General features: G+C 52.9%; 24 protein-coding genes. 11 read left to right on the forward strand and 13 right to left on the reverse strand.

What is annotated here, in order from left to right; translation table 11 throughout:
• Positions 1–41: 41 nt before the first annotated feature.
• A complete protein-coding gene (gene rcsB, locus E0L20_RS16605; protein ID WP_003859405.1) occupies positions 42–692 on the reverse strand; it encodes a response regulator transcription factor RcsB in 651 nt (216 codons plus the stop codon).
• A 16-nt stretch (positions 693–708) separates the two neighbouring features.
• A complete protein-coding gene (rcsD, locus tag E0L20_RS16610) occupies positions 709–3,381 on the reverse strand; it encodes a phosphotransferase RcsD (protein WP_131634914.1) in 2,673 nt (890 codons plus the stop codon).
• 742 nt (positions 3,382–4,123) lie between these two features.
• Between rcsD and E0L20_RS16615 the strand changes: the two genes are divergently transcribed.
• From E0L20_RS16615 to mgtE, 6 genes are all read left to right on the forward strand, one after another.
• Positions 4,124–5,236: a porin OmpC gene (locus tag E0L20_RS16615; protein WP_131634915.1), complete on the forward strand. Its 1,113-nt coding sequence runs from the start codon at positions 4,124–4,126 to the stop codon at positions 5,234–5,236.
• Positions 5,237–5,352: 116 nt separating this feature from the next.
• The gene (apbE, locus tag E0L20_RS16620; protein WP_131634916.1) at positions 5,353–6,408 is read left to right on the forward strand and encodes an FAD:protein FMN transferase ApbE; all 1,056 of its coding nucleotides are present in this window, start codon (positions 5,353–5,355) and stop codon (positions 6,406–6,408) included.
• A 72-nt stretch (positions 6,409–6,480) separates the two neighbouring features.
• Positions 6,481–7,539, forward strand: coding sequence for a bifunctional DNA-binding transcriptional regulator/O6-methylguanine-DNA methyltransferase Ada (gene ada, locus E0L20_RS16625; RefSeq protein ID WP_427854511.1), 1,059 nt, complete (start codon positions 6,481–6,483; stop codon positions 7,537–7,539).
• A complete protein-coding gene (alkB, locus tag E0L20_RS16630; RefSeq protein WP_131634918.1) occupies positions 7,539–8,189 on the forward strand; it encodes a DNA oxidative demethylase AlkB in 651 nt (216 codons plus the stop codon). The genes ada and alkB overlap by 1 nt, the downstream gene beginning before the upstream one ends.
• A 75-nt stretch (positions 8,190–8,264) precedes the next feature.
• The gene (locus tag E0L20_RS16635) at positions 8,265–9,908 is read left to right on the forward strand and encodes a multidrug ABC transporter permease/ATP-binding protein (RefSeq protein ID WP_131634919.1); all 1,644 of its coding nucleotides are present in this window, start codon (positions 8,265–8,267) and stop codon (positions 9,906–9,908) included.
• 148 nt (positions 9,909–10,056) lie between these two features.
• The gene (mgtE, locus tag E0L20_RS16640) at positions 10,057–11,493 is read left to right on the forward strand and encodes a magnesium transporter (protein ID WP_131634920.1); all 1,437 of its coding nucleotides are present in this window, start codon (positions 10,057–10,059) and stop codon (positions 11,491–11,493) included.
• Here mgtE and E0L20_RS16645 read toward each other — a convergent pair.
• Positions 11,456–12,745: a SulP family inorganic anion transporter gene (locus E0L20_RS16645; protein WP_131634944.1), complete on the reverse strand. Its 1,290-nt coding sequence runs from the start codon at positions 12,743–12,745 to the stop codon at positions 11,456–11,458. The two genes, mgtE and E0L20_RS16645, sit on opposite strands and share 38 nt — an antisense overlap.
• Positions 12,746–12,933: 188 nt before the next feature.
• On the opposite strand from E0L20_RS16645, the gene mqo reads away from it, so the two are divergent.
• Positions 12,934–14,583 carry a malate dehydrogenase (quinone) gene (gene mqo, locus E0L20_RS16650; RefSeq protein WP_131634921.1) on the forward strand — a complete coding sequence of 550 codons (1,650 nt, stop codon included), beginning with the start codon at positions 12,934–12,936 and terminating at the stop codon, positions 14,581–14,583.
• Positions 14,584–14,686: 103 nt separating this feature from the next.
• On the opposite strand, the gene eco is transcribed toward mqo, so the two are convergent.
• Positions 14,687–15,196: a serine protease inhibitor ecotin gene (eco, locus tag E0L20_RS16655; protein ID WP_131634922.1), complete on the reverse strand. Its 510-nt coding sequence runs from the start codon at positions 15,194–15,196 to the stop codon at positions 14,687–14,689.
• A 201-nt stretch (positions 15,197–15,397) separates the two neighbouring features.
• Here eco and E0L20_RS16660 point away from each other — a divergent pair, with 201 nt between their 5' ends.
• The 4 genes from E0L20_RS16660 (at position 15,398) to E0L20_RS16675 (ending at position 18,643) form a co-directional block, all read left to right on the forward strand.
• Entirely contained in the window at positions 15,398–15,658 is a 261-nt protein-coding gene (locus E0L20_RS16660) for a DUF2534 family protein (protein WP_010433451.1), read from the forward strand.
• Between the two features lie 139 nt (positions 15,659–15,797).
• Entirely contained in the window at positions 15,798–16,985 is a 1,188-nt protein-coding gene (locus E0L20_RS16665) for an MFS transporter (protein ID WP_131634923.1), read from the forward strand.
• Between the two features lie 514 nt (positions 16,986–17,499).
• The gene (locus tag E0L20_RS16670) at positions 17,500–18,270 is read left to right on the forward strand and encodes a hypothetical protein (protein WP_131634924.1); all 771 of its coding nucleotides are present in this window, start codon (positions 17,500–17,502) and stop codon (positions 18,268–18,270) included.
• A complete protein-coding gene (locus E0L20_RS16675) occupies positions 18,257–18,643 on the forward strand; it encodes a hypothetical protein (protein ID WP_112017773.1) in 387 nt (128 codons plus the stop codon). Before E0L20_RS16670 ends, E0L20_RS16675 begins: the two co-directional genes overlap by 14 nt.
• A gap of 29 nt (positions 18,644–18,672) precedes the next feature.
• On the opposite strand, the gene E0L20_RS16680 is transcribed toward E0L20_RS16675, so the two are convergent.
• The 9 genes from E0L20_RS16680 to E0L20_RS16720 all read right to left on the reverse strand — a co-directional run bounded on the left by E0L20_RS16680 (position 18,673) and on the right by E0L20_RS16720 (position 23,583).
• The gene (locus E0L20_RS16680; RefSeq protein ID WP_131634925.1) at positions 18,673–19,869 is read right to left on the reverse strand and encodes a tyrosine-type recombinase/integrase; all 1,197 of its coding nucleotides are present in this window, start codon (positions 19,867–19,869) and stop codon (positions 18,673–18,675) included.
• A gap of 2 nt (positions 19,870–19,871) precedes the next feature.
• A complete protein-coding gene (locus tag E0L20_RS16685; RefSeq protein WP_001515618.1) occupies positions 19,872–20,081 on the reverse strand; it encodes a hypothetical protein in 210 nt (69 codons plus the stop codon).
• Between the two features lie 44 nt (positions 20,082–20,125).
• Entirely contained in the window at positions 20,126–20,698 is a 573-nt protein-coding gene (locus E0L20_RS16690; protein ID WP_131634926.1) for a 3'-5' exonuclease, read from the reverse strand.
• Positions 20,699–20,788: 90 nt separating this feature from the next.
• Positions 20,789–21,010: a TraR/DksA family transcriptional regulator gene (locus tag E0L20_RS16695; RefSeq protein ID WP_131634927.1), complete on the reverse strand. Its 222-nt coding sequence runs from the start codon at positions 21,008–21,010 to the stop codon at positions 20,789–20,791.
• On the reverse strand, positions 21,007–21,471 hold the full coding sequence (locus E0L20_RS16700) for a hypothetical protein (RefSeq protein ID WP_131634928.1): 465 nt from the start codon (positions 21,469–21,471) through the stop codon (positions 21,007–21,009). Before E0L20_RS16700 ends, E0L20_RS16695 begins: the two co-directional genes overlap by 4 nt.
• Complete coding sequence (locus E0L20_RS16705; RefSeq protein ID WP_016247400.1) at positions 21,468–21,665, reverse strand: hypothetical protein; 198 nt, start codon at positions 21,663–21,665, stop codon at positions 21,468–21,470. Before E0L20_RS16705 ends, E0L20_RS16700 begins: the two co-directional genes overlap by 4 nt.
• A complete protein-coding gene (locus E0L20_RS16710) occupies positions 21,653–22,192 on the reverse strand; it encodes a hypothetical protein (RefSeq protein ID WP_032667290.1) in 540 nt (179 codons plus the stop codon). Before E0L20_RS16710 ends, E0L20_RS16705 begins: the two co-directional genes overlap by 13 nt.
• 135 nt (positions 22,193–22,327) lie before the next feature.
• Positions 22,328–23,158: a YfdQ family protein gene (locus E0L20_RS16715; protein ID WP_131634929.1), complete on the reverse strand. Its 831-nt coding sequence runs from the start codon at positions 23,156–23,158 to the stop codon at positions 22,328–22,330.
• A 53-nt stretch (positions 23,159–23,211) separates the two neighbouring features.
• On the reverse strand, positions 23,212–23,583 hold the full coding sequence (locus tag E0L20_RS16720; RefSeq protein WP_131634930.1) for a hypothetical protein: 372 nt from the start codon (positions 23,581–23,583) through the stop codon (positions 23,212–23,214).
• Between the last annotated feature and the right edge of the window lie 160 nt (positions 23,584–23,743).

Here is a 23,743-nt window from a genome sequence, read left to right on the forward strand (position 1 = left end):
AGGGGCGGGGTGAGGGCATCAGGCCGCACACCCGTCCGGGGTCAATCCTTGTCCGTTGCGCTCAGCGTCACGGAGGAGAGATAGTTGAGCAGCGCAATATCATTGTCCACACCCAGCTTCATCATTGCTGATTTCTTCTGGCTACTGATGGTTTTAATACTGCGGTTCAGCTTCTTGGCAATTTCGGTCACCAGGAAACCTTCCGCGAACAGACGCAGAACTTCACTCTCTTTTGGAGACAGACGTTTGTCGCCATAGCCACCCGCGCTGATTTTCTCCAGCAGACGAGAGACGCTTTCAGGCGTGAACTTCTTCCCTTTCTGCAGCGCAGCGAGCGCTTTCGGCAGGTCGGTTGGTGCGCCTTGTTTAAGCACAATCCCTTCGATGTCCAGATCCAGAACGGCGCTCAGGATCGCCGGGTTATTGTTCATGGTCAGAACAATTATCGAAATGTCCGGGAAGTGACGTTTGATGTATTTAATCAGCGTAATGCCGTCACCGTATTTATCACCGGGCATGGAGAGATCGGTAATAAGCACGTGTGCATCAAGCTTTGGAAGGTTATTGATCAGTGCTGTGGAGTCTTCAAATTCACCGACTACATTCACCCACTCGATCTGCTCAAGTGATTTGCGAATACCGAACAGTACAATCGGATGGTCATCGGCAATAATTACGTTCATATTGTTCATGTATAAGGCTACCTTGCTACAGCAAGCTCTTGACGTAGGCGTCAATGTCGCTGATGTATTTTTCAATGCCAGAGGCATCTTTCTCACGAATTAGATGTTCCAGCGTTTCACATAACTGCTTGCCGGGAACCAGATTAAGCATGGCAAACACCCCTTTAAGCCGGTGTGCTGTCTGTGCCAGCGCTGCAAAATCATTCGCAGCGGACTCAGTATACAACCGCTTAACATCATCTGGAACTGTATCAACAAAGAGTGAATAGTAGCCGCTGGCATGGAGCTCGGCATTTTCATTGCCGCCTAACGGTGACTCCGATATCTCTTCCTGCGCCAGCTGCTCTTCTATTAGTTGTAGTACAGCCTCCTGCATCGCATTGCTCATATTAAAGTTGACGCGCAGCTGGCCAGGGCCGATTTTTCGCACGCCTGACTCATCATCGCTTAAAAGCAAGCCCGAGGCAGTAAGATTAGACGGATTATCAGTTAAAAACAGATCAAATTCTTGACTCGCAAGCCTTTCGTCCGGCGTTACGCACGCTGCGCCCCAGTTTTCCAGCTGACGAACCACGATATTACGGATCTCATTAGAGGTCACATCCACCATCACCACGACGTCATCCAGCAGACGTTCTTCATCTTCTTCCTGCGGATTAGCCGCCATTTTAACGTGGAGGGAGTAACGTGTACCGAGCGATTCCCTTGCCTTGATATTCAGGTGGCCCCCCAGCTTACGTGCCAGCTGATCGCACAGCCAGAAGGTGAGGGCGTTCGCTTTGCCATAATGATCGCGTTGCGTGTCGTTCAGGAACGGGAAATGCAGATTATCAATTTCGCTCGTCGTCACGCCTTCACCGGTATCCAGAATGCGGAACGTCAGGCGATCCTCTGCCGATTCGTCCGTGCTGACCTCAAGCGTGATTTTGCCAATCTGCGTCGTGGTGACGGCGTACTGAATAATCATCAGCAAAACTCGACGCAGCGCTTCACGATCGCCGTGACGTTCGTCGTTTGCGGGTAGGTGGTTGTTAATCAGCAGCTGCAGCCCTTTACGTTTAATGACCGGCAGAACGTCAGGAACGACCTCGTCGATCAGCGCCTGGATGGAGAAGAGGGTAGGACTGCCCTTCCAGTTGTCATTTTCAAGCATATTTGCCAGCTGGATCTCATCAACCAGGCGAACCAGCGAGTCAGCCTGACTGGCAAGCTGCTGGCTTTGCGGCGTGCTTAACTCTGCTGCCTGCGCCGCCAGGGTTTTAAGCGGCTGCTTGAAGGCATCGCCAATATTCTGCATAAAGGCTGCGCGGCCCTGCTGGTTTTTCTCATACAGCCTTTGCGCCTGCTTGAGCTTTTTATTCACCAGCACTTCTCTGTCCTGATCGCGGATCACGAAGATTTGCGTGCGCGATGCCACCTGGCTGCGGAACTGGCGGATTTCGTACAGCTCGTTGTTGATGGTCGCCTGAATAATACCCTGGTGCTGATCGGCCATGGTGGTGATGTTTTGCAGATTCAGGTGCGGCAGCAGGTGATCGGCAATTTTATTGCTCATCACCGTGCGGTTCGCCTCCTGATCGTGAACCAGCACGCCGAGCGGCAGCACGGAGATGATCTCTTCATTCAGCGCGCGCAGCACGCGTAGCTCGTTGCTGGTGCCGGTGGACACCGAGGTTGAACCACTCTGACGTCCCGGCTGGAAACGAAACGTGCTGTAGCCAAACAGCGCCAGGGCCAGCAGACCGATATTCAGCAGCAGCGGCAGCAGGATATTTTGCAGCGTGTCGAGCAGCAATGTGCCAAACGGTACTTGCCACACAAGACGCATGCCGGTCGAGTTAAGGGATGATGCAATTTCAATCCTGGAGCCGTTGAAGGAGATGGATACGCTCTCCGCGGCCTCTTTGTCCGCTGGTGTACGCATATTTTGCGTGCTGTTGTCGGGGTCGAGGCGGAAGCTGTCGAGCGGCATATCCGGTGGGATCAAATCATTGACGGGCAAATCGAAGGCGACCACGGTCGCCAGATGGCCCGGCTGGTTAAAGGTTGTACGCAGGGTAAAGTAATGGCCGTTTTGCCAGGCCAGGCGACGCAGCGACGAGAAGCTCTCGCGCTCGTCAAGGGCGTTAGCCTGCTGGAGCATTTCTGCCCGGCGGGAATCGACGATACTGCCCACGGTGGTCTCTTTAAAACCGGAGGAGAGATCTTTCAGCGGCAGCGTTGAGATCAGGATCATGCTGTTGTCCTGACCGTTCAGATAGTACATCGACCACGGCACCGTCTCGGCACCCCAGAGGGTATCAAGGTAGCTTGAAATGCGCTGCGTCATCTCAAGCGTTGCGCTGTCGTGGGAGCCAAAAATGAGGGCTTCCGTCTTACGCTGCGGTTTTTCAAGATAATAGACATCCTGCTTGAGGCGTGTCTCCTGCAGCCCTTCTCCTGATGACGTTGATGGCGCGGCTGCAATATTGTCGTAAATCTGCCAGGTGGCATAGCGCCAGGTATCTATACGCTTGTGCACGGCATGGGTGATATCAACCACCTGATAGCTTTTATCCTTCAGCCATGCGTTGACGGCGCTCTGAACCATGACACCCATTGTGACCAACAGCACCACGATCAACAGAAGAAAGAAACGGGTAATACTCCCGGGTAGAAGGGAGAACTTACTGGCGGGAGTTGTTTCAGTCTGACTCATTGATATGTTTAACCCGTGATGGCCGTGCTGTAAGGGGATACGGCAGTATAAAGGGTAATAGTTGAATTTCCAGCGTCACTGTCAGAGAAGATGCGACTTTTTCCGCTGCGGTTATTCGACGTTAGCCTTGGGTTAAACATGTACAACTCATCGAGGAGTGTACAAATAAAGAACAAGAACGCCTCAGGAATAGCACGAATAAACAAGAAATTATGTTTTTCATTCAAAAATTGCGAGTGGGAAGGGTCTTGAGAGGATTTAGTTAATAGTCGTTACAATTTCATGGCGGTAGCACAAAAAAATCATAATTACGTAAAGAAAGGTAAAAAAAAACCGAATGCAGAGCATTCGGTAGAATTTGGGATAAACAGACATTCAAAGCTGAATGACGGTAATAAATAAAGTTAATGATGATAGCGAGAGTTATTTTAGTGATATTGCGTCATTTTGTTTTGTCATTCAGTGCTGTAAATGTTTGCTTTGTAACTTATTGATTTTTATGTTTATTTATAACTGTTTGATTATGCGTGCTATATTTTTAAGCTCTTTGTGCTTTGTAAAAGTTCCCTGATGTTTACATATTGAAACATCTTGGGCGATAAATGAAACATCTTCAAAGTTTTCGTATCATATTCCCATTGGATTATTCTGTAATTTTAAGGAGAATGAACTTGCCGACTGGTTAAGAGGGTTGATCAGTAAGCAGTGGTAATAATAAGGCATATAACAGAGGGTTCATAAAATGAAAGTTAAAGTACTGTCCCTCCTGGTACCAGCACTGCTGGTAGCAGGCGCAGCAAATGCGGCTGAAATTTATAACAAAGACGGCAACAAATTAGATCTGTACGGCAAAGTTGATGGTCTGCACTATTTCTCTGACGACGACGGTCAGGATGGCGATCAGACCTATATGCGTCTCGGCTTCAAAGGCGAAACTCAGGTTAACGATCAGCTGACCGGTTACGGCCAGTGGGAATACCAGATTCAGGGCAACACCGACGAAGGTGATAACCAGTCCTGGACTCGTGTGGCGTTCGCAGGTCTGAAATTCGCAGACGCAGGCTCATTCGATTATGGTCGTAACTACGGCGTTATCTACGACGTGACTTCCTGGACCGACGTCCTGCCAGAATTCGGCGGCGATACCTACGGTGCAGATAACTTCCTGCAGTCTCGTGCTAACGGCGTAGCAACCTACCGTAACCAGGACTTCTTCGGCCTGGTTGACGGTCTGAACTTCGCTCTGCAGTATCAGGGCAAAAACGGCAGCGTTGACGGTGAAAACGACGGCGGCCGCAGCCTGTTGAAACAAAACGGTGACGGTTACGGCGCATCCGTGACCTATAACCTGGGCGAAGGCTTCAGCATCGGTGGTGCGATGGCTTCCTCCAAACGTACTTACGATCAGAACAACTCTGCGGCGCTGGGTGATGGCGATCGTGCAGAAGTCTACTCTGGCGGCCTGAAATACGATGCGAACAACATCTATCTGGCAACCCAGTATTCTCAGACCTACAACGCAACTCGTTTCGGTACCTCTAACGGCAGCAACCCGAGCACCGTTTACGGCTTTGCTAACAAAGCGCAAAACTTCGAAGTGGTTGCACAGTACCAGTTCGACTTTGGTCTGCGTCCATCCGTGGCTTACCTGCAGTCTAAAGGTAAGGACATCGAAGGGTACGGCGATCAGGATCTCCTGAAATATGTTGATGTTGGCGCGACTTACTACTTCAACAAAAACATGTCTACCTATGTGGACTACAAAATAAACCTGCTGGATGACAACGACTTCACCCGCCAGGCTGGTGTCGGTACGGATGATATCGTAGCGCTGGGTCTGGTTTACCAGTTCTAATCGCTCGCCGATATGACTTAGGGGCCTGCTGGCCCCTTTTTTCATGCCTTTTTTAAGGTCTTACAATTCACCCGTTTTGGTGTACTCTTGCCGCCCTGGCATGAGGATAATAATGAATGGATATGACTTTTTTACGCGCCAGCGTTCTGGCTACCTTTTTTTTCCTGACGGCATGTGACTCATCAACCCCTCCTGTAAAAACCAGCGCGCCAGCGGCAACGGTGCTGGAAGGCAAAACGATGGGCACTTTCTGGCGCGTAAGCGTCATGAATCTCGACAATGCGCGTGCTGACGAACTGCGCGGCAAAATTCAGTCGCAGTTGGACGCCGACGATCAGCTGCTTTCTACTTATAAAAATGACTCGGCGCTGATGCGTTTTAACCTGTCCAAAAGCACCTCGCTCTGGCCGGTGAGTGAATCGATGGCCGATATCGTTACCGAATCCATACGCGTGGGCTACAAAACCAACGGTGCGATGGACGTGACGGTCGGGCCGCTGGTGAACCTCTGGGGATTTGGCCCGAACAAACAGCCGGTAAAGACGCCTGACCAGGCGGCCATTGATGACGCCCGCGCCCGCACCGGGCTACAGCACCTGACGGTGATTAACCAGTACGGCCAACAGTATCTGCAAAAAGACATACCCGATCTGTTCGTCGATCTTTCGACGGTAGGGGAAGGCTACGCGGCGGATCATCTGGCGGCGTTAATGGCGCAGGAGGGGATCTCACGTTACCTGGTGTCCGTGGGCGGTGCCCTCGTTAGCCGGGGAATGAACGCCAGCGGAAAACCGTGGCGGGTGGCGATTCAAAAACCGACCGACGAGCAGAATGCCGTGCAGGCGATTGTTGACATCAACGGTCACGGCATCAGCACCTCCGGCAGCTACCGTAACTATTACGAGCTTGACGGTAAGCGCATTTCGCACGTTATCGATCCGCAGACCGGTCGTCCGATCCAACATAACCTCGTGTCCGTCACGGTGATCGCGCCAACCGCGCTGGAGGCCGATGCCTGGGACACCGGATTGATGGTTCTCGGTACGGAGAAAGCCAAAGAGGTGGTTCGCCAGGAAGGGTTGGCGGTGTACATGATCACCAAAGAGGCTGACGGCTTTAAAACCTGGAGCTCACCGCAGTTTAATAGCTTCCTGGTGCGCGAAAAAAATTAAAAAGCAAGGTTGCAGGTTTTTGTTCGCTGGCACTCAGGCACGCTGTATGTATGCTTGTAAGAGGAGCCGATGATGATGAAAACCAACTTTACGACCGATGACGATCGCTGGCTGGCCGTGCTGGCCCGCGATCCCCGCGCAGATAGCCAGTTTGTTTTTGCCGTGCAGACGACGGGGATTTACTGTCGCCCGTCCTGCCGCGCCCGTCACGCATTGCGTAAAAATGTCTGCTTCTACCCTGATGCTCAACATGCCGCTTTGGCGGGGTTTCGTCCGTGCAAGCGCTGCCTGCCGGACCAAAGCGATCCGCAGGCGCAGAAGCTGGCAAAGGTTGAGCAAGCCTGCCGCCTTCTGGCACAGGATCCTGCGATAACCCTCGACGCGCTGGCGCAGCAGGTTGCCAGCAGCCCTTTCCATTTCCATCGCCTGTTCAAATCCGTCACCGGCCTGACGCCGAAAGCCTGGCAGCAGGCGGCACGAGAACAGCGTCTGCGCAGCGCGCTGGCTCAGGGGGATAACATCACCGATGCCGTTCTGGCCGCGGGATTTCCCGATAGCAGCAGCTACTACCGCAAAGCGGATGATGCGCTGGGGATGACCGCAAGGCAGTACCGAACGGGCAATGTTGCGGTGCGTTACGCCATCAGCGATTGTTCCCTTGGGCGTTGCCTGGTGGGCGAAAGCGAGCGGGGGATCTGCGCAATTTTATTGGGTGACGACGATGCGTCATTAATCCTCGAGCTGCAGTCCTTGTTTCCGCATGCCGAATCAGAGCCGCTTGAAGGCGCCTTTGCGCAGCGCATCCGGCAGGTGATTGCCAGTATCGATAGCCGCGACGTGCCGTTCACGCTTCCGCTGGATATACGCGGCACGGCCTTTCAGCAGCAGGTCTGGCAGGCGCTCCGCGCCATTCCCCGCGGTGAAACGGCAAGCTATCAGCAGGTGGCCCGGGCGATTGGCAAACCTAACGCGGTGCGCGCAGTTGCGGGAGCCTGCGGTGCAAACAAGCTGGCGATTGTGATCCCCTGTCATCGCGTTGTCCGTAACGATGGCGCGCTGTCGGGATACCGCTGGGGGACGACGCGAAAGGCAATGCTGCTAAAACGAGAGGCCGGGGGCCGGGAGGAATAATGCTCGATCTATTTGCAGATGCGGAACCCTGGCAGGAGCCGCTTGCGCCAGGGGCGGCGATCCTGCGGCGCTTTGCGCTCTCCCGAGCGGCGGCGCTGCTGGAGGCTATCGATGAAGTCGCAGCCGCGTCGCCTTTTCGTCATATGGTCACGCCGGGTGGCTATACCATGTCGGTGGCAATGACCAACTGCGGCCAGCTTGGCTGGGCAACGAATGCGCGCGGCTACCTGTACGCATCGGTTGACCCGATGACCGGCACGCCCTGGCCGCCCATGCCTGACGTCTTTCAGACGCTGTGCCGCGATGCCTCAGCCGCGGCGGGCTACGCCGACTTCAGGCCGGATGCATGTCTGGTTAACCGCTACGCGCCGGGCGCAAAACTCTCTTTGCATCAGGATAAAGATGAACCCGACCTGCGCGCGCCGATCGTCTCGGTATCCTTAGGCTTACCCGCTGTTTTTCAGTTCGGCGGATTACATCGTAACGATCCGCTCAAGCGCCTGATGCTGGAGCATGGCGACGTGGTGGTGTGGGGTGGCGAATCGAGGCTGTTTTACCACGGCATACAGCCGCTTAAGCCGGGCGTTCATCCGCAGACGGGCGAATACCGCTATAACCTGACCTTCCGGCAGGCATCGTATAGCGAATAAAAATAAGAATTATTCTTGATGTAGCCGTAAGGCAGTTTACACTGCTGGCTGTTTTTATTGCCTGGACTGTTCTGCATGCAACTTCTTCTTCTTGTCTGGCGTCAGTATCGCTGGCCCTTTATAGCGGTAATGGCGCTCAGCCTTGCCAGCGCGGCGTTGGGTATTGGCCTTATTGCCTTTATCAACGTGCGCTTAATTGAAATGGTCGATACCTCACTTTCCGTGTTACCGGAATTTCTGGGCTTACTGCTTTTGCTGATGGCGGTCACGCTGGGTTCGCAGCTCGCGCTGACGGTACTGGGCCACCATTTCGTTTTCCGCCTGCGCAGCGAATTTATCAAGCGCATCCTCGATACCCAGGTTGAGCGCGTGGAGCAGCTTGGCAGCGCCTCCCTGCTGGCGGGCCTGACCAGCGACGTACGCGCCATTACCATCGCGTTTGTCCGTCTGCCTGAACTGGTGCAGGGCATCATCCTGACCTTTGGATCGGCGGCCTATCTCGCCTGGCTCTCCACAAAAATGCTGGCCGTCACCGCAGTATGGATCGTCATCACCATCTGGGGCGGATTCCTGCTGGTATCGCGCGTCTATAAACATATGGCGGTGCTGCGTGAAACCGAAGACAAGCTCTATAACGATTATCAGACGGTGCTGGAAGGGCGGAAAGAGCTGACCCTTAACCGCGAGCGCGCCGAGCATATCTTCAACAATCTCTACATTCCCGATGCGCGTGAGTATCGCCATCACATCATTCGCGCCGACACCTTCCACCTGAGTGCGGTGAACTGGTCGAACATCATGATGCTGGGCGCCATCGGCCTGGTGTTCTGGATGGCGAACAGCCTCGGCTGGGCGGATACCAACGTGGCGGCAACCTACTCGCTGACGCTGCTGTTTTTACGCACGCCGCTGCTTTCTGCCGTTGGCGCATTGCCCACATTGCTGAGCGCACAGGTGGCGTTTAATAAGCTCAAGAAATTCGACCTTGCGCCATTTAAGGCTGAATTCCCACGCCCGCAGGCCTTCCCGAACTGGCAGACGCTGGAGCTGCGTAACGTGACGTTCCGCTATCAGGATAATGCCTTCTCCGTCGGGCCGGTCAATCTGACGATCCATCGCGGCGAACTGCTGTTCCTGATCGGCGGTAACGGCAGCGGAAAATCGACGCTGGCGATGCTGCTGACCGGGCTTTACCAGCCGCAGTCAGGCGAGATTCTGCTGGACGGCAAGGCGCTGAGCGCTGAGAAACCGGAAGATTACCGCAAGCTGTTCTCCGCGGTATTTACCGACGTCTGGCTGTTTGACCGTCTCCTCGGGCCGGAAGGGCAACAGGCTAACCCTGCGCTGGTGGATAAATGGCTGGCGCACCTGCAGATGTCGCACAAGCTGGAGCTGCAGGATGGCAAGATCCTGAACCTCAAGCTTTCGAAGGGGCAGAAAAAGCGCGTGGCGCTGCTGCTGGCGCTGGCCGAGGAGCGCGACATCGTCCTGCTGGACGAGTGGGCGGCGGATCAGGACCCGCACTTCCGCCGCGAGTTCTATCAGGTGCTGCTCCCGCTGATGCAGGAGATGGGTAAAACCATTTTCGCCATTAGCCACGACGATCACTACTTCATTCACGCCGATCGTCTGCTGGAGATGCGCGACGGCAAGCTGAGCGAGCTGACCGGCGACGAGCGCGATGCGGCCTCGCGTGACGCGGTGGCGCGTACGGCCTGATGCCTTCATCATGACCCTCTCCCACGGGGAGAGGGGATAAATCGTGGCCGCAATGCCGCTTTTTTCTCCATCCCGCCCCGTTGTTTATTCTTATTTACATATCCCCGCGCTATGCTTAGCAACAACTCATTTAATGGATTTATGATTGATGTCGGTATTAAAGAAAAACAGCGCCAGGCAGCGTGACCAGGAGCGCGCGCGTCTCATCTGGCTCCTCACGACCGATAAAGCGGTCACCTCCACCTTATTAGGCAAACTGACTCTGGCTGAGCAATATGATGTCGGCACGCTGGCCGACGATATTGCTGAGGTAGGTGCGCTGGTTGCTCATTTACCCCCGCCCGATCTGGCGGATACCCTTGAAGCGTTGCCATCCGAAGAGCGCCACGCCCTGTGGCGGCTGGTTCAGGATCACGAGCGCGGGCAGGTGCTGCTTGAGGCCTCCGAAAACGTCTGGGATGACCTCATCGATGAGATGAGCGACCGGGATATCCTCGACGCCCTGCAAACGCTGGATATCGACGAGCAGATTTACCTGGTTCAACACCTGCCGCGCAACCTGACCGGGCGCCTGCTGGCGTCTCTGCCTGCCGATGAACGCGCGCGCGTGCGTCAGGTGATGCACTACGAGAAAAACACCGTCGGCGCGATTATGGAGTTTGGCGTCATTACGGTCCGCCCGGACGTCACGCTCGGCACGGTGCAGCGCTACCTGCGCCGCCTGGGCAGTATGCCCGACAACACCGATAAACTGTTCGTGACCTCGCGGGATAAAACCCTGCTCGGCGAGCTGGAGCTGAAAACGATCCTGCTGAACAGCACCCAGCGGCGGGTGAGCGAGGTCATGGAAACCGAGCCGATGGTCTTCTCCCCGGAGGACGACGCGGAGAAAGCGGCGCGCACCTTCGAACGTGATGACCTCGTGAGCGCGGCGGTCGTGGATTCTGTCGGCAAGCTGATGGGGCGTCTGACCATCGACGAAATCGTTGATGTGGTTTACGAAGAAACCGATAACGATTTACGTGCTCTTGGCGGGATCAGCGCCGAAGATGACGTTCATGCCTCGGTAGGGAAGGCGGTTAAAACCCGCTGGGCGTGGCTGGCCATTAACCTGTGTACCGCCTTCATCGCCTCGCGCGTGATTGATGGTTTCGAACACACCATTTCGCAGCTGGTCGCGCTCGCCTCCCTGATGCCTATCGTCGCCGGGATTGGCGGTAATACGGGCAACCAGACGATTACCATGATTGTTCGCGCGCTGGCGCTGGAAAATATTCAGCCCGGTAACTTTACGTGGCTCATCTTTAGAGAGATGGGCGTCGCGCTGATCAACGGCCTGGTGTGGGGCGGGATTATGGGCGGCATCACCTGGTGGCTGTACGACGACATGGCCTTGGGCGGCGTGATGATGCTGGCGATGGTGCTGAACCTGCTGGTGGCATCGATGATGGGGGTGATTATCCCGCTGACGATGACCAAACTGGGGCGCGACCCCGCGGTGGGGTCGAGCGTGATGATCACCGCCATCACCGATACCGGCGGTTTCTTTATTTTTCTTGGGCTGGCGACGATTTTTCTTCTTTAAGCCGACGCCTGATGCGGGCGGGAAGCAGGACCATGACGATAATCCCGCCCAGCACGCCAATCGCCAGATTGCCGGTTGATACCGTGGCGGCAACGGTGACCAGCATCACGACGGTTTCCGCAATCGGGGCATTTTTCACGGTCGCTGGCTGAACGCTGTGCCAGCTGAAGGTTTTGATGGCGACAATCGCCATAATCCCCGCCAGCACCGCCATCGGAATTTTTGCCATCACCTCGCTGAGCGCCGTCACCAGGATCAGCAGTACGACGCCTGCCGCAACGGTTGAAATGCGGCTGCGGCCTTTCCCCATCTCCACGTTGACGATGGTTTGACCAATCATCGCGCAACCCGCAATCCCGCCGTAGAGCCCGGCCAGAATATTTCCCACGCCCAGCCCGATGCTTTCACGACGCTTGTTCGACGGCGTTGCGGTCAGTTCATCCACCAGCTTTGCCGTCAGCAGGGATTCCAGCAGGCCGACAAAGGCAATGCTTAACGCACATGGCCAGATGATGCTCAGCGTCTGGAGATTAAGCGGCACCAGCAGCGCCGTGAACCCCGGCAACCCGCCGCTCATCGAGCCCTCATCACCGACGGTCGGCAGGATTTGCCCGGTGGTGACGGTAAACAGGGTTAACACCACAATCGCAATCAGCGGGGAGGGGATGCTTTTGATAAAGCGAGGTACCCACAGCACAATCAGCAGCGTCAGCACGAACAGGCCGACAATCAGCGGGCTTCGGCTCCAGAAATGGGGCACCTGCGCAAAGAAAATCAAAATCCCGAGGGCGTTAACAAATCCGGTCATCACCGACTGCGGAATAAATCGCATCAGCCGCGCCATGCCCAGCGCGCCGAAAAGGATCTGGATAACGCCGGCCATCAGCACGGCCGGTAAAATGTACTGCACGCCGTGCTGATGCACCATCGGGCCAATCACCAGCGCCACGGAACCGGCTGCTGCGGTCACCATCGCCGGACGACCGCCGAGCACAGACAGAGAAAGACACAGCACCACGGAGGCGATCAGGCTGACTTTTGGATCAACGCCCGCCACCACGGAAAACGAAATGACTTCGGGAATAAGCGCCAGGGCGGTAATGACGCCCGCCAGCGTTTCACGCATGAGATGTTTGGGTGAACGTAGCACCGTGGCGACTTGGCCTTCAGGGGATACAGCAGAATGAGGTAATGACATAGAACTTCGCTGGTTAGGGCAGGCTTCCGTGCGCGCGATCGCAAAGTGCAGCATAGTATCCACAAAATTTCGTGATTGCCAGTTGCCAGCGCAATTCCCTACAAACAATCCATCATTAAATTTCACAATTACAATAATTTCGTAACCTTTAAACAATATTTAAAAGTTGCTACCGTTCCCCCCGCAGCTTTTTTCACCTGCATTTTCCACGCATCACGCACTAGTAAACTAAGGCATAAATTATGAAAAAAATGACTGCCATGCTCTTTTCTCTGGCCGTCGGGCTCAACGCCGTCTCAATGGCAGCGAAAGCAGACGCACCTAAAGAGCAGGAAACGGACGTCCTTTTAATTGGTGGCGGCATCATGAGCGCCACGCTGGGAACCTACCTGCAAGAACTGCAGCCGGACTGGTCAATGACCATGGTCGAGCGCCTCGACGGCGTGGCGCAGGAGAGCTCTAACGGCTGGAACAACGCCGGTACGGGCCATTCGGCACTCATGGAACTGAACTACACGCCGCAGAAAAAGGACGGTTCCATTAGTATCGAGAAGGCGGTCGAGATCAACGAAGCGTTCCAGATCTCGCGCCAGTTCTGGTCTCACCAGGTCAACAGCGGCGTGATGCACGATCCGCACTCCTTTATTAACACCGTACCGCACATGAGCTTTGTGTGGGGCGACCAGAACGTCAACTTCCTGCGCGCGCGCTACGCTGCCCTGCAGCAGAGCACCCTGTTCCGCGGCATGAAGTATTCAGAAGATCACGCTCAGATCAAAGAGTGGGCACCGCTGGTGATGGAAGGGCGTGACCCGAACCAGAAAGTGGCGGCGACCCGCACCGAGATTGGCACCGACGTCAACTACGGTGAAATCACCCGTCAGCTGGTGACGTCTCTCAAGAAAAAAGAGAACTTTAACCTGCAGCTCAGTACCGAAGTGCGCGGCTTCAAGCGCAACGCGGACAACAGCTGGAGCGTGACCGTTGCCGATCTGAACAACAATGACGCCGAGCGCGTGATCAAGGCGAAATTTGTCTTCATCGGCGCGGGCGGCGCGGCGCTGAAGCTGCTCCAGGAGTCCGGTATTCCTGAAGCGGACGATTACGCGGGCTTCCCGGTAGGCGGCCAGTTCCTGGTCTCTGAAAACCCGGAGGTGGTGAATCGCCACCTGGCGAAAGTGTATGGTCAGGCTTCCGTGGGCGCACCGCCGATGTCCGTTCCGCACATCGACACCCGTATGCTTGACGGCAAACGCGTGGTGCTGTTTGGGCCGTTCGCGACCTTCTCCACCAAGTTCCTGAAAAATGGCTCGCTGTGGGATCTGCTCAGCGCAACCACCACCTCAAACGTTAAGCCAATGATGGACGTGGGCCTGGATAACTTCGATCTGGTGAAATACCTGATTAGCCAGGTCATGCTCTCTGATGACGATCGTTTTGAAGCGCTGAAAGAGTACTATCCGCAGGCGAAGAAAGAAGACTGGCGTCTGTGGCAGGCCGGCCAGCGCGTGCAGATCATCAAGCGCGATCCGAAAGAGGGCGGCGTGCTGCGTCTGGGTACCGAAGTGGTGAGCGATAAAGAAGGCACCATCGCCGCGCTGCTGGGCGCGTCACCGGGCGCGTCTACCGCCGCGCCAATCATGCTGCACCTGATGGAAAAAGTGTTTAAAGATAAAGTTTCCAGCCCGGAATGGCAGGCGAAGCTGAAGACCATTATTCCTTCTTACGGTACAAAGCTGAACGGTAACGTGGATGCGACGGAGCAGGAGCTGGAATACACCAGCCGCGTGTTGCAGCTGCAATACATCAAGCCACAGGCTGCGGATGCTGCGCCAAAAGCGGAGCTGAAGCCTCAGGCGGAAAACAAACCGGTTGCGGATATCGCGCTGTAAGGTAAAAGCAAAACGGTAACATCCGTTACCGTTTTTAGTGTTTTCTCCCTCTCCCGGTGGGAGAGGGTTGGGGTGAGGGCATCAGAGCGCACCCGACCTGGTTTTAACGTACTACCGCTTGTCCGACGTTCTCACCCGCCTGCCACACGCGATACTTCACTTCCACGTTTTCAGGCGTATAGACCACGATCGGCAGCTTGCTGTTGTAGCGCAGCAGGCTGTTATCACCCAGATACGCAGTCACAAATTTCTTCTCTTTCTTACCGTCCGGACACGCCATCATGGTGGAAACCGGCGACGTCACTTTGTCAAAGACGTAGTAGTCATAACCCCAGCCTTCCAGGGTTTTGCTTTCCAGCTGGCCGCCGAGACGGTGCTGGTTGCAGTCCACCTCCAGCGTCTGGCCAATTAACAGCTCAACTTTAAAGTTTGCTTCATCCTGCTGAACAGGCAATTGGATCACCTGACGCTTCATGCCTTTATCCGCCTGCGGGTAAGGTGCCACTTTTTCCAGCGGCTGCTCTTTTGGAGCCTCGTTCGCGAAAGCGCTGGTGCTAACACAGGCAGCGGCGATAAGGGCGATAGCAAATTTAGGTGCGTTTTTCACAGTCATTCCTTAATGTCAAAACGATCGTGTCCAGATTAGCATAACTCAAATGAATGATTAGAGTGATTTACTTACATTTTCAAAATGATCAGATTTATGAACTGCTTTGTAGGCGTTGTTTTGGTGTTTAATGCTGGGTGGAGTCGGCTGGGAGATCGTGTTATTTTAAGCGGCAGAATATGTTATTCATCTGTAAAGGGAAGAGAGATGGTTCGTGCAAAACTGAAAACACCTGAAGGCCGTAAGTTCCTGCTGGCGCTGCTGGTTGTGTTTATGATTGCTGCCGCATGCGTTGGACGGGCAACCATTGTCGGCGTCATTGAGCAGTACAATATTCCCCTCTCCGCATGGACGACCAGCATGTACGTTCTGCAGTCGGCGATGATCTTTGTATATAGCCTGGTGTTCACCGTACTGCTTGCCATTCCGCTGGGCATTTTCTTCCTCGGCGGACGCGATAAGCACTAAGCTATCGCTTTCGCTCATTAAGCCAGCCCACGGGTTGGCTTTTTTTATCCCTCCCTATTTATTAACGATATTTATTCGCATTTCCAGGATATTCTGTCCCGAACATAATGATTGTTCTACAGAAAGCAGGAGATGCTCAATGTTATCCCGGTTTGCAACGCTCAGCCGGATCCCGAAGGGAGTCTGGGTTGTGGGCGGCGTCAGTATGCTGATGGATATCTCTTCGGAGATTATTCATAGCCTGCTGCCGCTGTTTATGGTGACAACGCTGGGTGCCAGCGTGATATTTATCGGCCTGATTGAAGGCCTGGCTGAAGCCACCGCGCTATTTATCAAAGTTTTTTCCGGAGCCATCAGCGACTATCTGGGCAAGCGTAAAGGGCTCGCGGTGCTTGGCTATGGGCTGGGTGCGTTGAGCAAACCCCTGTTCGCCATCGCTTCCTCTTCCGGCATGATTCTGGGGGCGCGGTTAATCGACCGCGTAGGGAAGGGGATTCGCGGCGCGCCGCGCGATGCGCTGGTTGCAGACGTCACGCCGCCGGAACTGCGCGGCGCGGCATTCGGGCTACGCCAGTCGATGGATACCGTCGGAGCGTTTCTTGGGCCGCTGCTGGCCGTCGGGCTAATGCTGCTGTGGAACGATGATTTTCGCACCATTTTCTGGATAGCGGTGATCCCCGGCGTACTTGCCGTGGCGCTGCTTTTTTTTGGTCTGCATGAGCCGAAAACGCCTGTTGAACATAAACGAACGAATCCGATAAAAAAAGAGAACCTGAAGCGTCTGGGCAAAGGCTGCTGGTGGGTCATAGGGTTGGGTGCGGTGTTTACGCTCGCGCGCTTCAGTGAGGCATTCCTGGTTCTGCGCGCGCAGCAGTCTGGCGTGCCGCTGGCGTTGATCCCGCTGGTGATGGTGGCGATGAACCTGCTCTATTTTCTCTCAGCCTATCCGTTTGGCAAATTATCGGATGCCATGAGCCACACCCGGCTGTTGCAGTGGGGGCTGGTCGTGCTGATTGGCGCAGATATTGTGCTGGCGCTGAGCACTCACTGGGCCGGGATTATCCTGGGCGTTGCGCTCTGGGGCGTGCATATGGGGATGACGCAAGGGCTGCTGGCGGCGATGATTGCTAAAACCGCACCCGCTGATTTGCGCGGTACGGCATACGGTATTTTCAGTCTGGTCAGTGGCGTCGGGCTGTTAATCGCCAGCGTCGGGGCGGGGGCGATCTGGGAAACGCTCGGCGCAGAATATACGTTTTATGCCGGGGCGGTGATTTGCGTGTTAACGCTGCTGTATCTGCGCAAAACGCCGGATGAGGTGCAATAAAAAAAACCAGCCAAACGGCTGGTTTTTTTTATGTGTGTTTGGTCGGCACGAGAGGATTTGAACCTCCGACCCCCGACACCCCATGTCACTGCGTTAAAGCCGCTGCAACCCTTGTAAATACTGGTGCTACGGCATGTTTGACTGTATATGCAAACAGTGCATTTTTTGCAAAATCTGCACTATATACATCAATAAGTTAGAGGTGGTTTTACCCCAGGGGATAACGAGCGACGATCAATTAGGCGCCCCTACGAACCGCACTTTTTGTACTTCTCGAAAAGAACGATTTTGTGGATAAATTAGAGTTATCCACAGCCTTATTGTCTTTTCATAGTCTCGAAGTAATGAGGTGTTGAGTAAGACTGTATATTTTCTAAAGTCAACCCTTGACATACACGAAACAACGAATTTCATATTGGAAATCTGCTCACCTGTGCTGTAACCTTAGCCATCATGTGAAGATTGCTTAGTTAGAAAGCAACTAGGTTCCTTACCGAAGCACAAGGACAGATTGATGCCAGAGGCGTTGCCAAAATACATAGAAATCAGCGGTGAGTTAGTTGATTATCTTAAATACAGAAATAAGCTCGATGATTTCAGTTTCCATAAGTACATTCGTGAGATTGAGAAACTGAACGATCCGCTTTCAGAAGATTATCTGAAGGCTTTAGCTTGTGCTGCAAATGGCCGCCAGGAAGATGCGATCCTCTTTTTTGAGGAAGCTTTGCGCTTAGGTATTGATACCTATGCGCTAAACTATGCTACATACCTTTCAGATTACGGTACTCATAAGCAGCTCTCAGCCCTCACTAAGAGACTGATTGGTACTTATGGCTGTAAAACCATGCTTACCTTTGCTTGGGAAACTAATTTATTTAGCGGAAACATTGACCAAGCTTTAATATATGCAGAACGTTTCATTGATGCTGCTGATAAAAAGGATGCAGAAAAAATGAAAGAGGATTCAGTAGATATCGTAATAGATACCGCAAGATTTAAAGAGTCTTCTTCACTTACTCATGAGCAATATATGTTTGTGGCTCAAAGTATGCTGGATATTGCTGATAATTATAATGTGCGACCAGCATCAATCGCTTTTGTTTTTGTGCCGGAAGAGAAAACGGCATCATATATAATGACGTTAAAAACAAACGATGTTGATGTAATTTCTGATATGAATCTAGATATAGCTTTTTCACTTGCAGAAAATGATTCTTTGTTGGGTAAGAATTTTAGCGTCTGGTACCAAGGTCTCGAAGAGGTAGATAGCCATGCCTGTAACTAGTACAGATTTTATTGAGTTAGCAAAATTTTGTGCTTCTCGTAAAGATGAAATTGGTTATAGAAATGCAGTGGCGCGAGCTTACTATGGTGCTTATCACCATGTCCTTCCGCACCTTAAGCAAGGGCCGAAAGATAATCATCAGGGTTTGATAGATTACTTGACTACAATGGCTTGGAGAGATGATGCGGAACCATACCCTAAAAAGACTCTTATAGGGTTAGGAATTGCTCTTCAATCGTTAAAAGACCAGCGTATCATCAGTGACTATAAGCTTGAGGCGACTATTTCTGAGTTAGATTCTCAAGTCGCTATTAAGACAGCTGAGAAGTTACTGAATAGATGTGCAGAGATGGTAAAGACTAAAGCATCCTAAGAATAGGGACCGATATCGGTCCCTATTCTTTATGCTTTTCTAACTATATTTTTAAAAATCTCCCCATGAGGAACTTCGACCCATTCAACATGGTTTTGGGTGTAAATTTTTGTAGATTTTGCATCACTGTGGGCCATTCTTGCCTGCGGATCGATACCTTGCTTTTCGAACATATGAGCTGCCAGTGCTCTTATCTCGTGGAACGTTGGCCTTTCTTTGATAGGCAGCTCTGCCGCTACACCTAACTGGTCACGCAGCTCTGAAAATGTCCTGCTCAAATAATCAGGGGCCACCTGTGTTGGGTGGTTAACTTCCTTGCTTATAGGATTGCTTCTCTTTTCCAGAAGCCGGTGAACAACATAAGGGCTGGCCACATTGTCTCTGCTGTTGTCGATGATCTCTTTCAGGGCCCTGCCGATCGGAATGGCAACGTGTGAGGCCTCTTTGTGCTGTACTTTTTGCCGATGAATGTAAAGCGTTCCGAATATGCCAGCCTCTTCCTGATCGAACCATACACAGCCGCAAACCCCTTCTTTAGGTTCCGTAATCGAGTACCGGATCCGGGAAACTTCCAGGCGCGCTTGCGTAGTTTGTAATGCAAGGTCCATTGCAGTCTTCAGCCAAGGTTCAGCAGCTGCATGTATGGTCAGGAACTGTTCCAAAGTAAGTCGCCGGCGGACCTTTTTATCGACACGCCGCATTTTTTTCCGTGTTGCAGGGTTATCCATCATGAGCGATTCATCAACAGCATAAGAGAATAGCTTTTTCAGGAAGCTAACTTTTCGGTTCTGAACATTGGCCGACGATTCAGAATGGTAATTTCGTATGTAGGCATTTACGTGCTCAAGCTCTATGTCGCATGCGGGTATGTTATTAAAAAATTCTTTAACCCTGATGGCATCATTATTCCAATCGTCAAGTGTGCTTTTAGACGGCTGCTCATCTTTGATCGCTCTCTCCATAATGCGATCAACATGTTCAGAAAACGGGTGGGCTTCACCATTCAGCCCTCCCGATTCCCGAATTAATGAATCTATCGATGGTGTATTTTCAGGGCGCATCCTCAGGTTATATTCTCGGGCGATGGCGATAGCCATTACTCGATCCGAACCGAGAGTTTTCTTTTTCCCAGTTATAAGCGTGAACTTATACACGCCACGATCTTTATCAAAAAAAAGATAATCAGGAAGGTGGCGGTATTCTTTTTTTCGTGGCCTTGCTGCCATGGTCAACCCTCAATTATTAACTGACGTACCGCCTGATTAACAATTGAGTCAACTCCCCACTTTTCGGTTTCATAGACAAAAACTGAACCATCTACAATCCTTCCCATGAGTAATCCGTTTTCGACCCAACGTTTAATTGTACGGTTGTCAGGAATGGAGTCTTTGGTAAATTCGCGCTTACTCCAGAGACTCGCTTTCATTAGCTTTGCCATGGTTTCCTTCTCCATAAAGCCCGGCTGCACCCGGGCTGAGTGGTTTACTCGTTGGTGCTGGTGGCAGGGATAATTTTCTGCCAAATTGCTGACACATATTTTGCCTGATGGCGCGCATCAGCCAGGGCGTTGTGAACATCGCCAATAAAAGGCATGTCACGCTTCGGATCGAAACCAACACTGCGACCGAGGGTAACAATCGTGCGTACATCATGATCGTTCCAAAATTCCCACGGGCAAATGCGTCCGGCGCGTTCGTAAGCTCCGCGCAGAATCACATTGTCAAAGGTGGCCCCGTTACCCCAGACCTTCATGTATTTGAGATTATATGCATGCCGGTGAATGAAATGACTAAGTTCCGACAGTGCATCAGTGATAGGCATCGCATCATCAACGCAAATAGCTGAGCGCGCTTCAGGGCTTTGTTTCAACCACCAAAGAATTGTATCTCCATCCGGTACACCGCCTTGAGCCATTGCGCTTTCAAGCGAGACGGCCGAGTAGAACTCTTGGCCAAGTTCACCTGTTTGAGGGTTAAAAAAGACGGCACCAATTGAGACGATCGGCGCGTTTGGCTTTTTCCCCATTGATTCGAGGTCAATCATTAAGTCGTTCAACTGCTTTCTCCATTGGTAATTCTGCGATTAAAGCCGAGGGGACAACCACCGGCATTGGTACTCTGACGATCTATGCGCGTACTCTATCAATTACCCCTTACGCTGCTTAATCATGAGCTCTAAAAATTCCTGGCAACTGGCGCACGTTTGGCAGCCAGGCATGGCAACCCGGCGCGCCTCAGGAATGTCCTCTCCGCATTCAGAACAGTGCTCTGCAGAGACTGCATTCTGATCAATACGGTGTTTTTGTATGGCCAGCTGCAGGCGGTGCTCTACCAGCTCGTTTGCCTGATCGATGATGTCTGAACTCATACGGCACGCTCCTGGCGAAGTAATGCATCATGCAGTGCCATAGCACCCGCTTCACGGAGTGCAGCATCTTCATAACTGATGCCGTTCGAATCCATGATGCAGTCCCTATCGAGGCACTCCGAACAATCGTTAAGCGCGGATTTGATAGCGTTGGTAATCACTTCAGCCTGAAAATCGTCGGTGGCTGGGGTTTTGATTTTCTTCGCTGCGGCCTCAATTTTTTCTTTCGTTTCGCTACCAATTTCGCTTGAGCCCAGCTTTCCGATGAAGCCAACGATTTGGTCAGGAAACTGCTTCAGCCATGCATTCTCCGTAGCCAATTCAGCAATCTGCTTCTCAGCGTTTGACAGTTGGAGAAGGAGTTCTTCAACTAACGTCACACGCATCACTACCTTGTGACAGTCGTTGCGTTTAGCTCTGGCGATTGTGCCGCGCAATGTCGCGTATTTGTTGGTGGTCATTGGACGGACTCCTGACGAAGATGGTTAATTTCGGCGTCAAGGCTCATTCGCTGGTCCATCGATTCCGTCAAGGCGGCAAATGTAACGTCCAGGCGAGTGGCTACCTCACGCATCAGAGAGGCTTCTGCTGGTGGCAGTTTCCCCGCCGCAGCATGGGCTGCGGCTACCAGTTCTTTTATCTTCATGCGAGGCATGCGCGTGATTCCATAAGCTCATTGAAACGGTTAATGAATAAGCCATATGCCTGGCCTGGGCGAAGAGGCACGATCTGGATAATGTCGCTGGCCGGAATACCTTCGAGGCAAGGCCAGAGTGAACCGTCGTCGATATCCAGATCGCGGCGTTCAGTGGCAAGCATCACCAGATCGGCATATTTCACTACCGCTGACATATCAGGGGTGATACTGAATTTGGCCCGGATCAGCTGTTCTACCTGCTCTTCAATGCGACGGTAATCTGGAAGTAACGCTTTCAGGGGGGCAGGGATGTCCTGGCAATACGCTTCTGCTGCGTCATGCATCAGGGCTTCAAAGGCGAACTCTGGCGGAACGAGCTGGCTGCACAGCACAGAGTGCTGGGCCACGCTGTAAAATTCCGGCAGATGACCAGTGAAGCGGCAGATGTGGGAAAGCGCGGTCGCGATATCCTCGATCTCCACATCGTCAGCAGTTGAATTGAGGTAATCGAATTTCTTACCTGAAAGTGTCTGGATATAACTCATCGTATTTTCTTCTCCATATTTGGCAGCTGCACCTGCGCCAGTTTTTGGTTGTACGAATCCCTCGCCATTGGCGATTAATAAAGGGAATTACGCTTCAATAAATCCCCGCGGCGCCGGGGATTTAATGCAGAGAAATTACGCTTTAAAGTTACCGATAAAGGTTTCAACCGGCTTGTCGGTGAACTTCTCGATCAGCAGGTCACGGAACTCGTTGGCGATAGCTTCTTCCTGGGCTTCCAGTTGAACGATGCGGAGTACAAACACCGGTTCCCCGCTTTTAAGCAGGCTGTTACGCAGGCTAAAGCGGCGTTCGCTCAGGCCTTCATATGGCACGCATTTGAACTCGAAGGCGACAGGCATCACGTCTTTACTGCTGGCTTCAACGCTCTGCATCAGGGACTTTCTGCCGCCAAAATCTTCGTCTTCATGAGCTGCTTCCGAGACTTGTTTGATATTGACGCGACGAACGGCACCAGATGCCTGCGCGATGGACAACACATTCCCGTCGGCATCAAATGCGGTCAGGAAGTCGGCCCAGTCCTCCAGCCATTCAGCAATTTCCTTCTGGCCCAGTCGATCGCCATTTACCTGAAGTAGGGCTCGGAATGGCGCTGTCTTTTTGAGGGTGATAGATGCGACGTTATCAGCATGGCCAGGGTTAGCCAGCGTACCGATATTGAACACGGAGCGTGCGGTCATGTTGTCAGCATCGATAAAGCATCGCGCTGGTTCAGCTTCGTTGGCATAGCCAGCTGCATAACGCACAAAGTCAGGAATACTGGTTGTGGTCATGGCGCCACGGAAGCGAAAACGCTCAAACTCGAAACGCTCGAGGCTTTCTACGTGAACCCCTTCAGGAAGCAGGGCTGTCGGGCATGCCGTAACTTTTGCTGCATCCAGGTGGTAACCGGAAAGAACCAGGTCTTTCACCTGCTGCAGGGCATTGCCGTCTAAAATCTGGGACATAAAATTTCCTTAATATGTGGTCATAGGGATGTCAGTGATTTGTCTGCTGCGGATCACTGTGCCGCTTTAAGCTTTCCGTCAATGCCGCCGTTGATCCCGAACAGCTGCCCCTGATCTTCCTGCAGGATGGTCAGCTTGCCGCCTTTGTTAACCCACATTGGTGTTTCGGTGGTGTCTTCTTCGGAGGCTTTACCGCGCGGGGTTGGGGTGACGTAGTTCAGCTTGTGCTTGATCTTGACGCGCTTCTCTTCGACGGAGTTACCCATACGCTCAATATCAAAGGTGAGGACTACTTTGCCTTTGGTACCGTTGTTCAGAACGCCAAGCGCGGTAGTGTTTAAAGCTGCCGCGATCTTGTTCATGAACACGCCGGCATCCAGTTCGCCCAGAAAATCGGGCACTACGGTCATGCGGTCACTACTCATGGTTTAACCCTCTGTTAGGCGGCTGCCACCGCCAGTGGAACTTCTCCATACACAACAGAGAAGGGCACCCGCGCGATTGTTATGGGTAGACAGGCCACTTCCCTCGCGCCCGGGTGGATTGGGTTATGAGCCCGTCGCCCGGTGATGCCCTTGTCTCTTG

It is taken from the genome of Enterobacter wuhouensis, assembly GCF_004331265.1.
GTDB classification, from domain to species: domain Bacteria; phylum Pseudomonadota; class Gammaproteobacteria; order Enterobacterales; family Enterobacteriaceae; genus Enterobacter; species Enterobacter wuhouensis.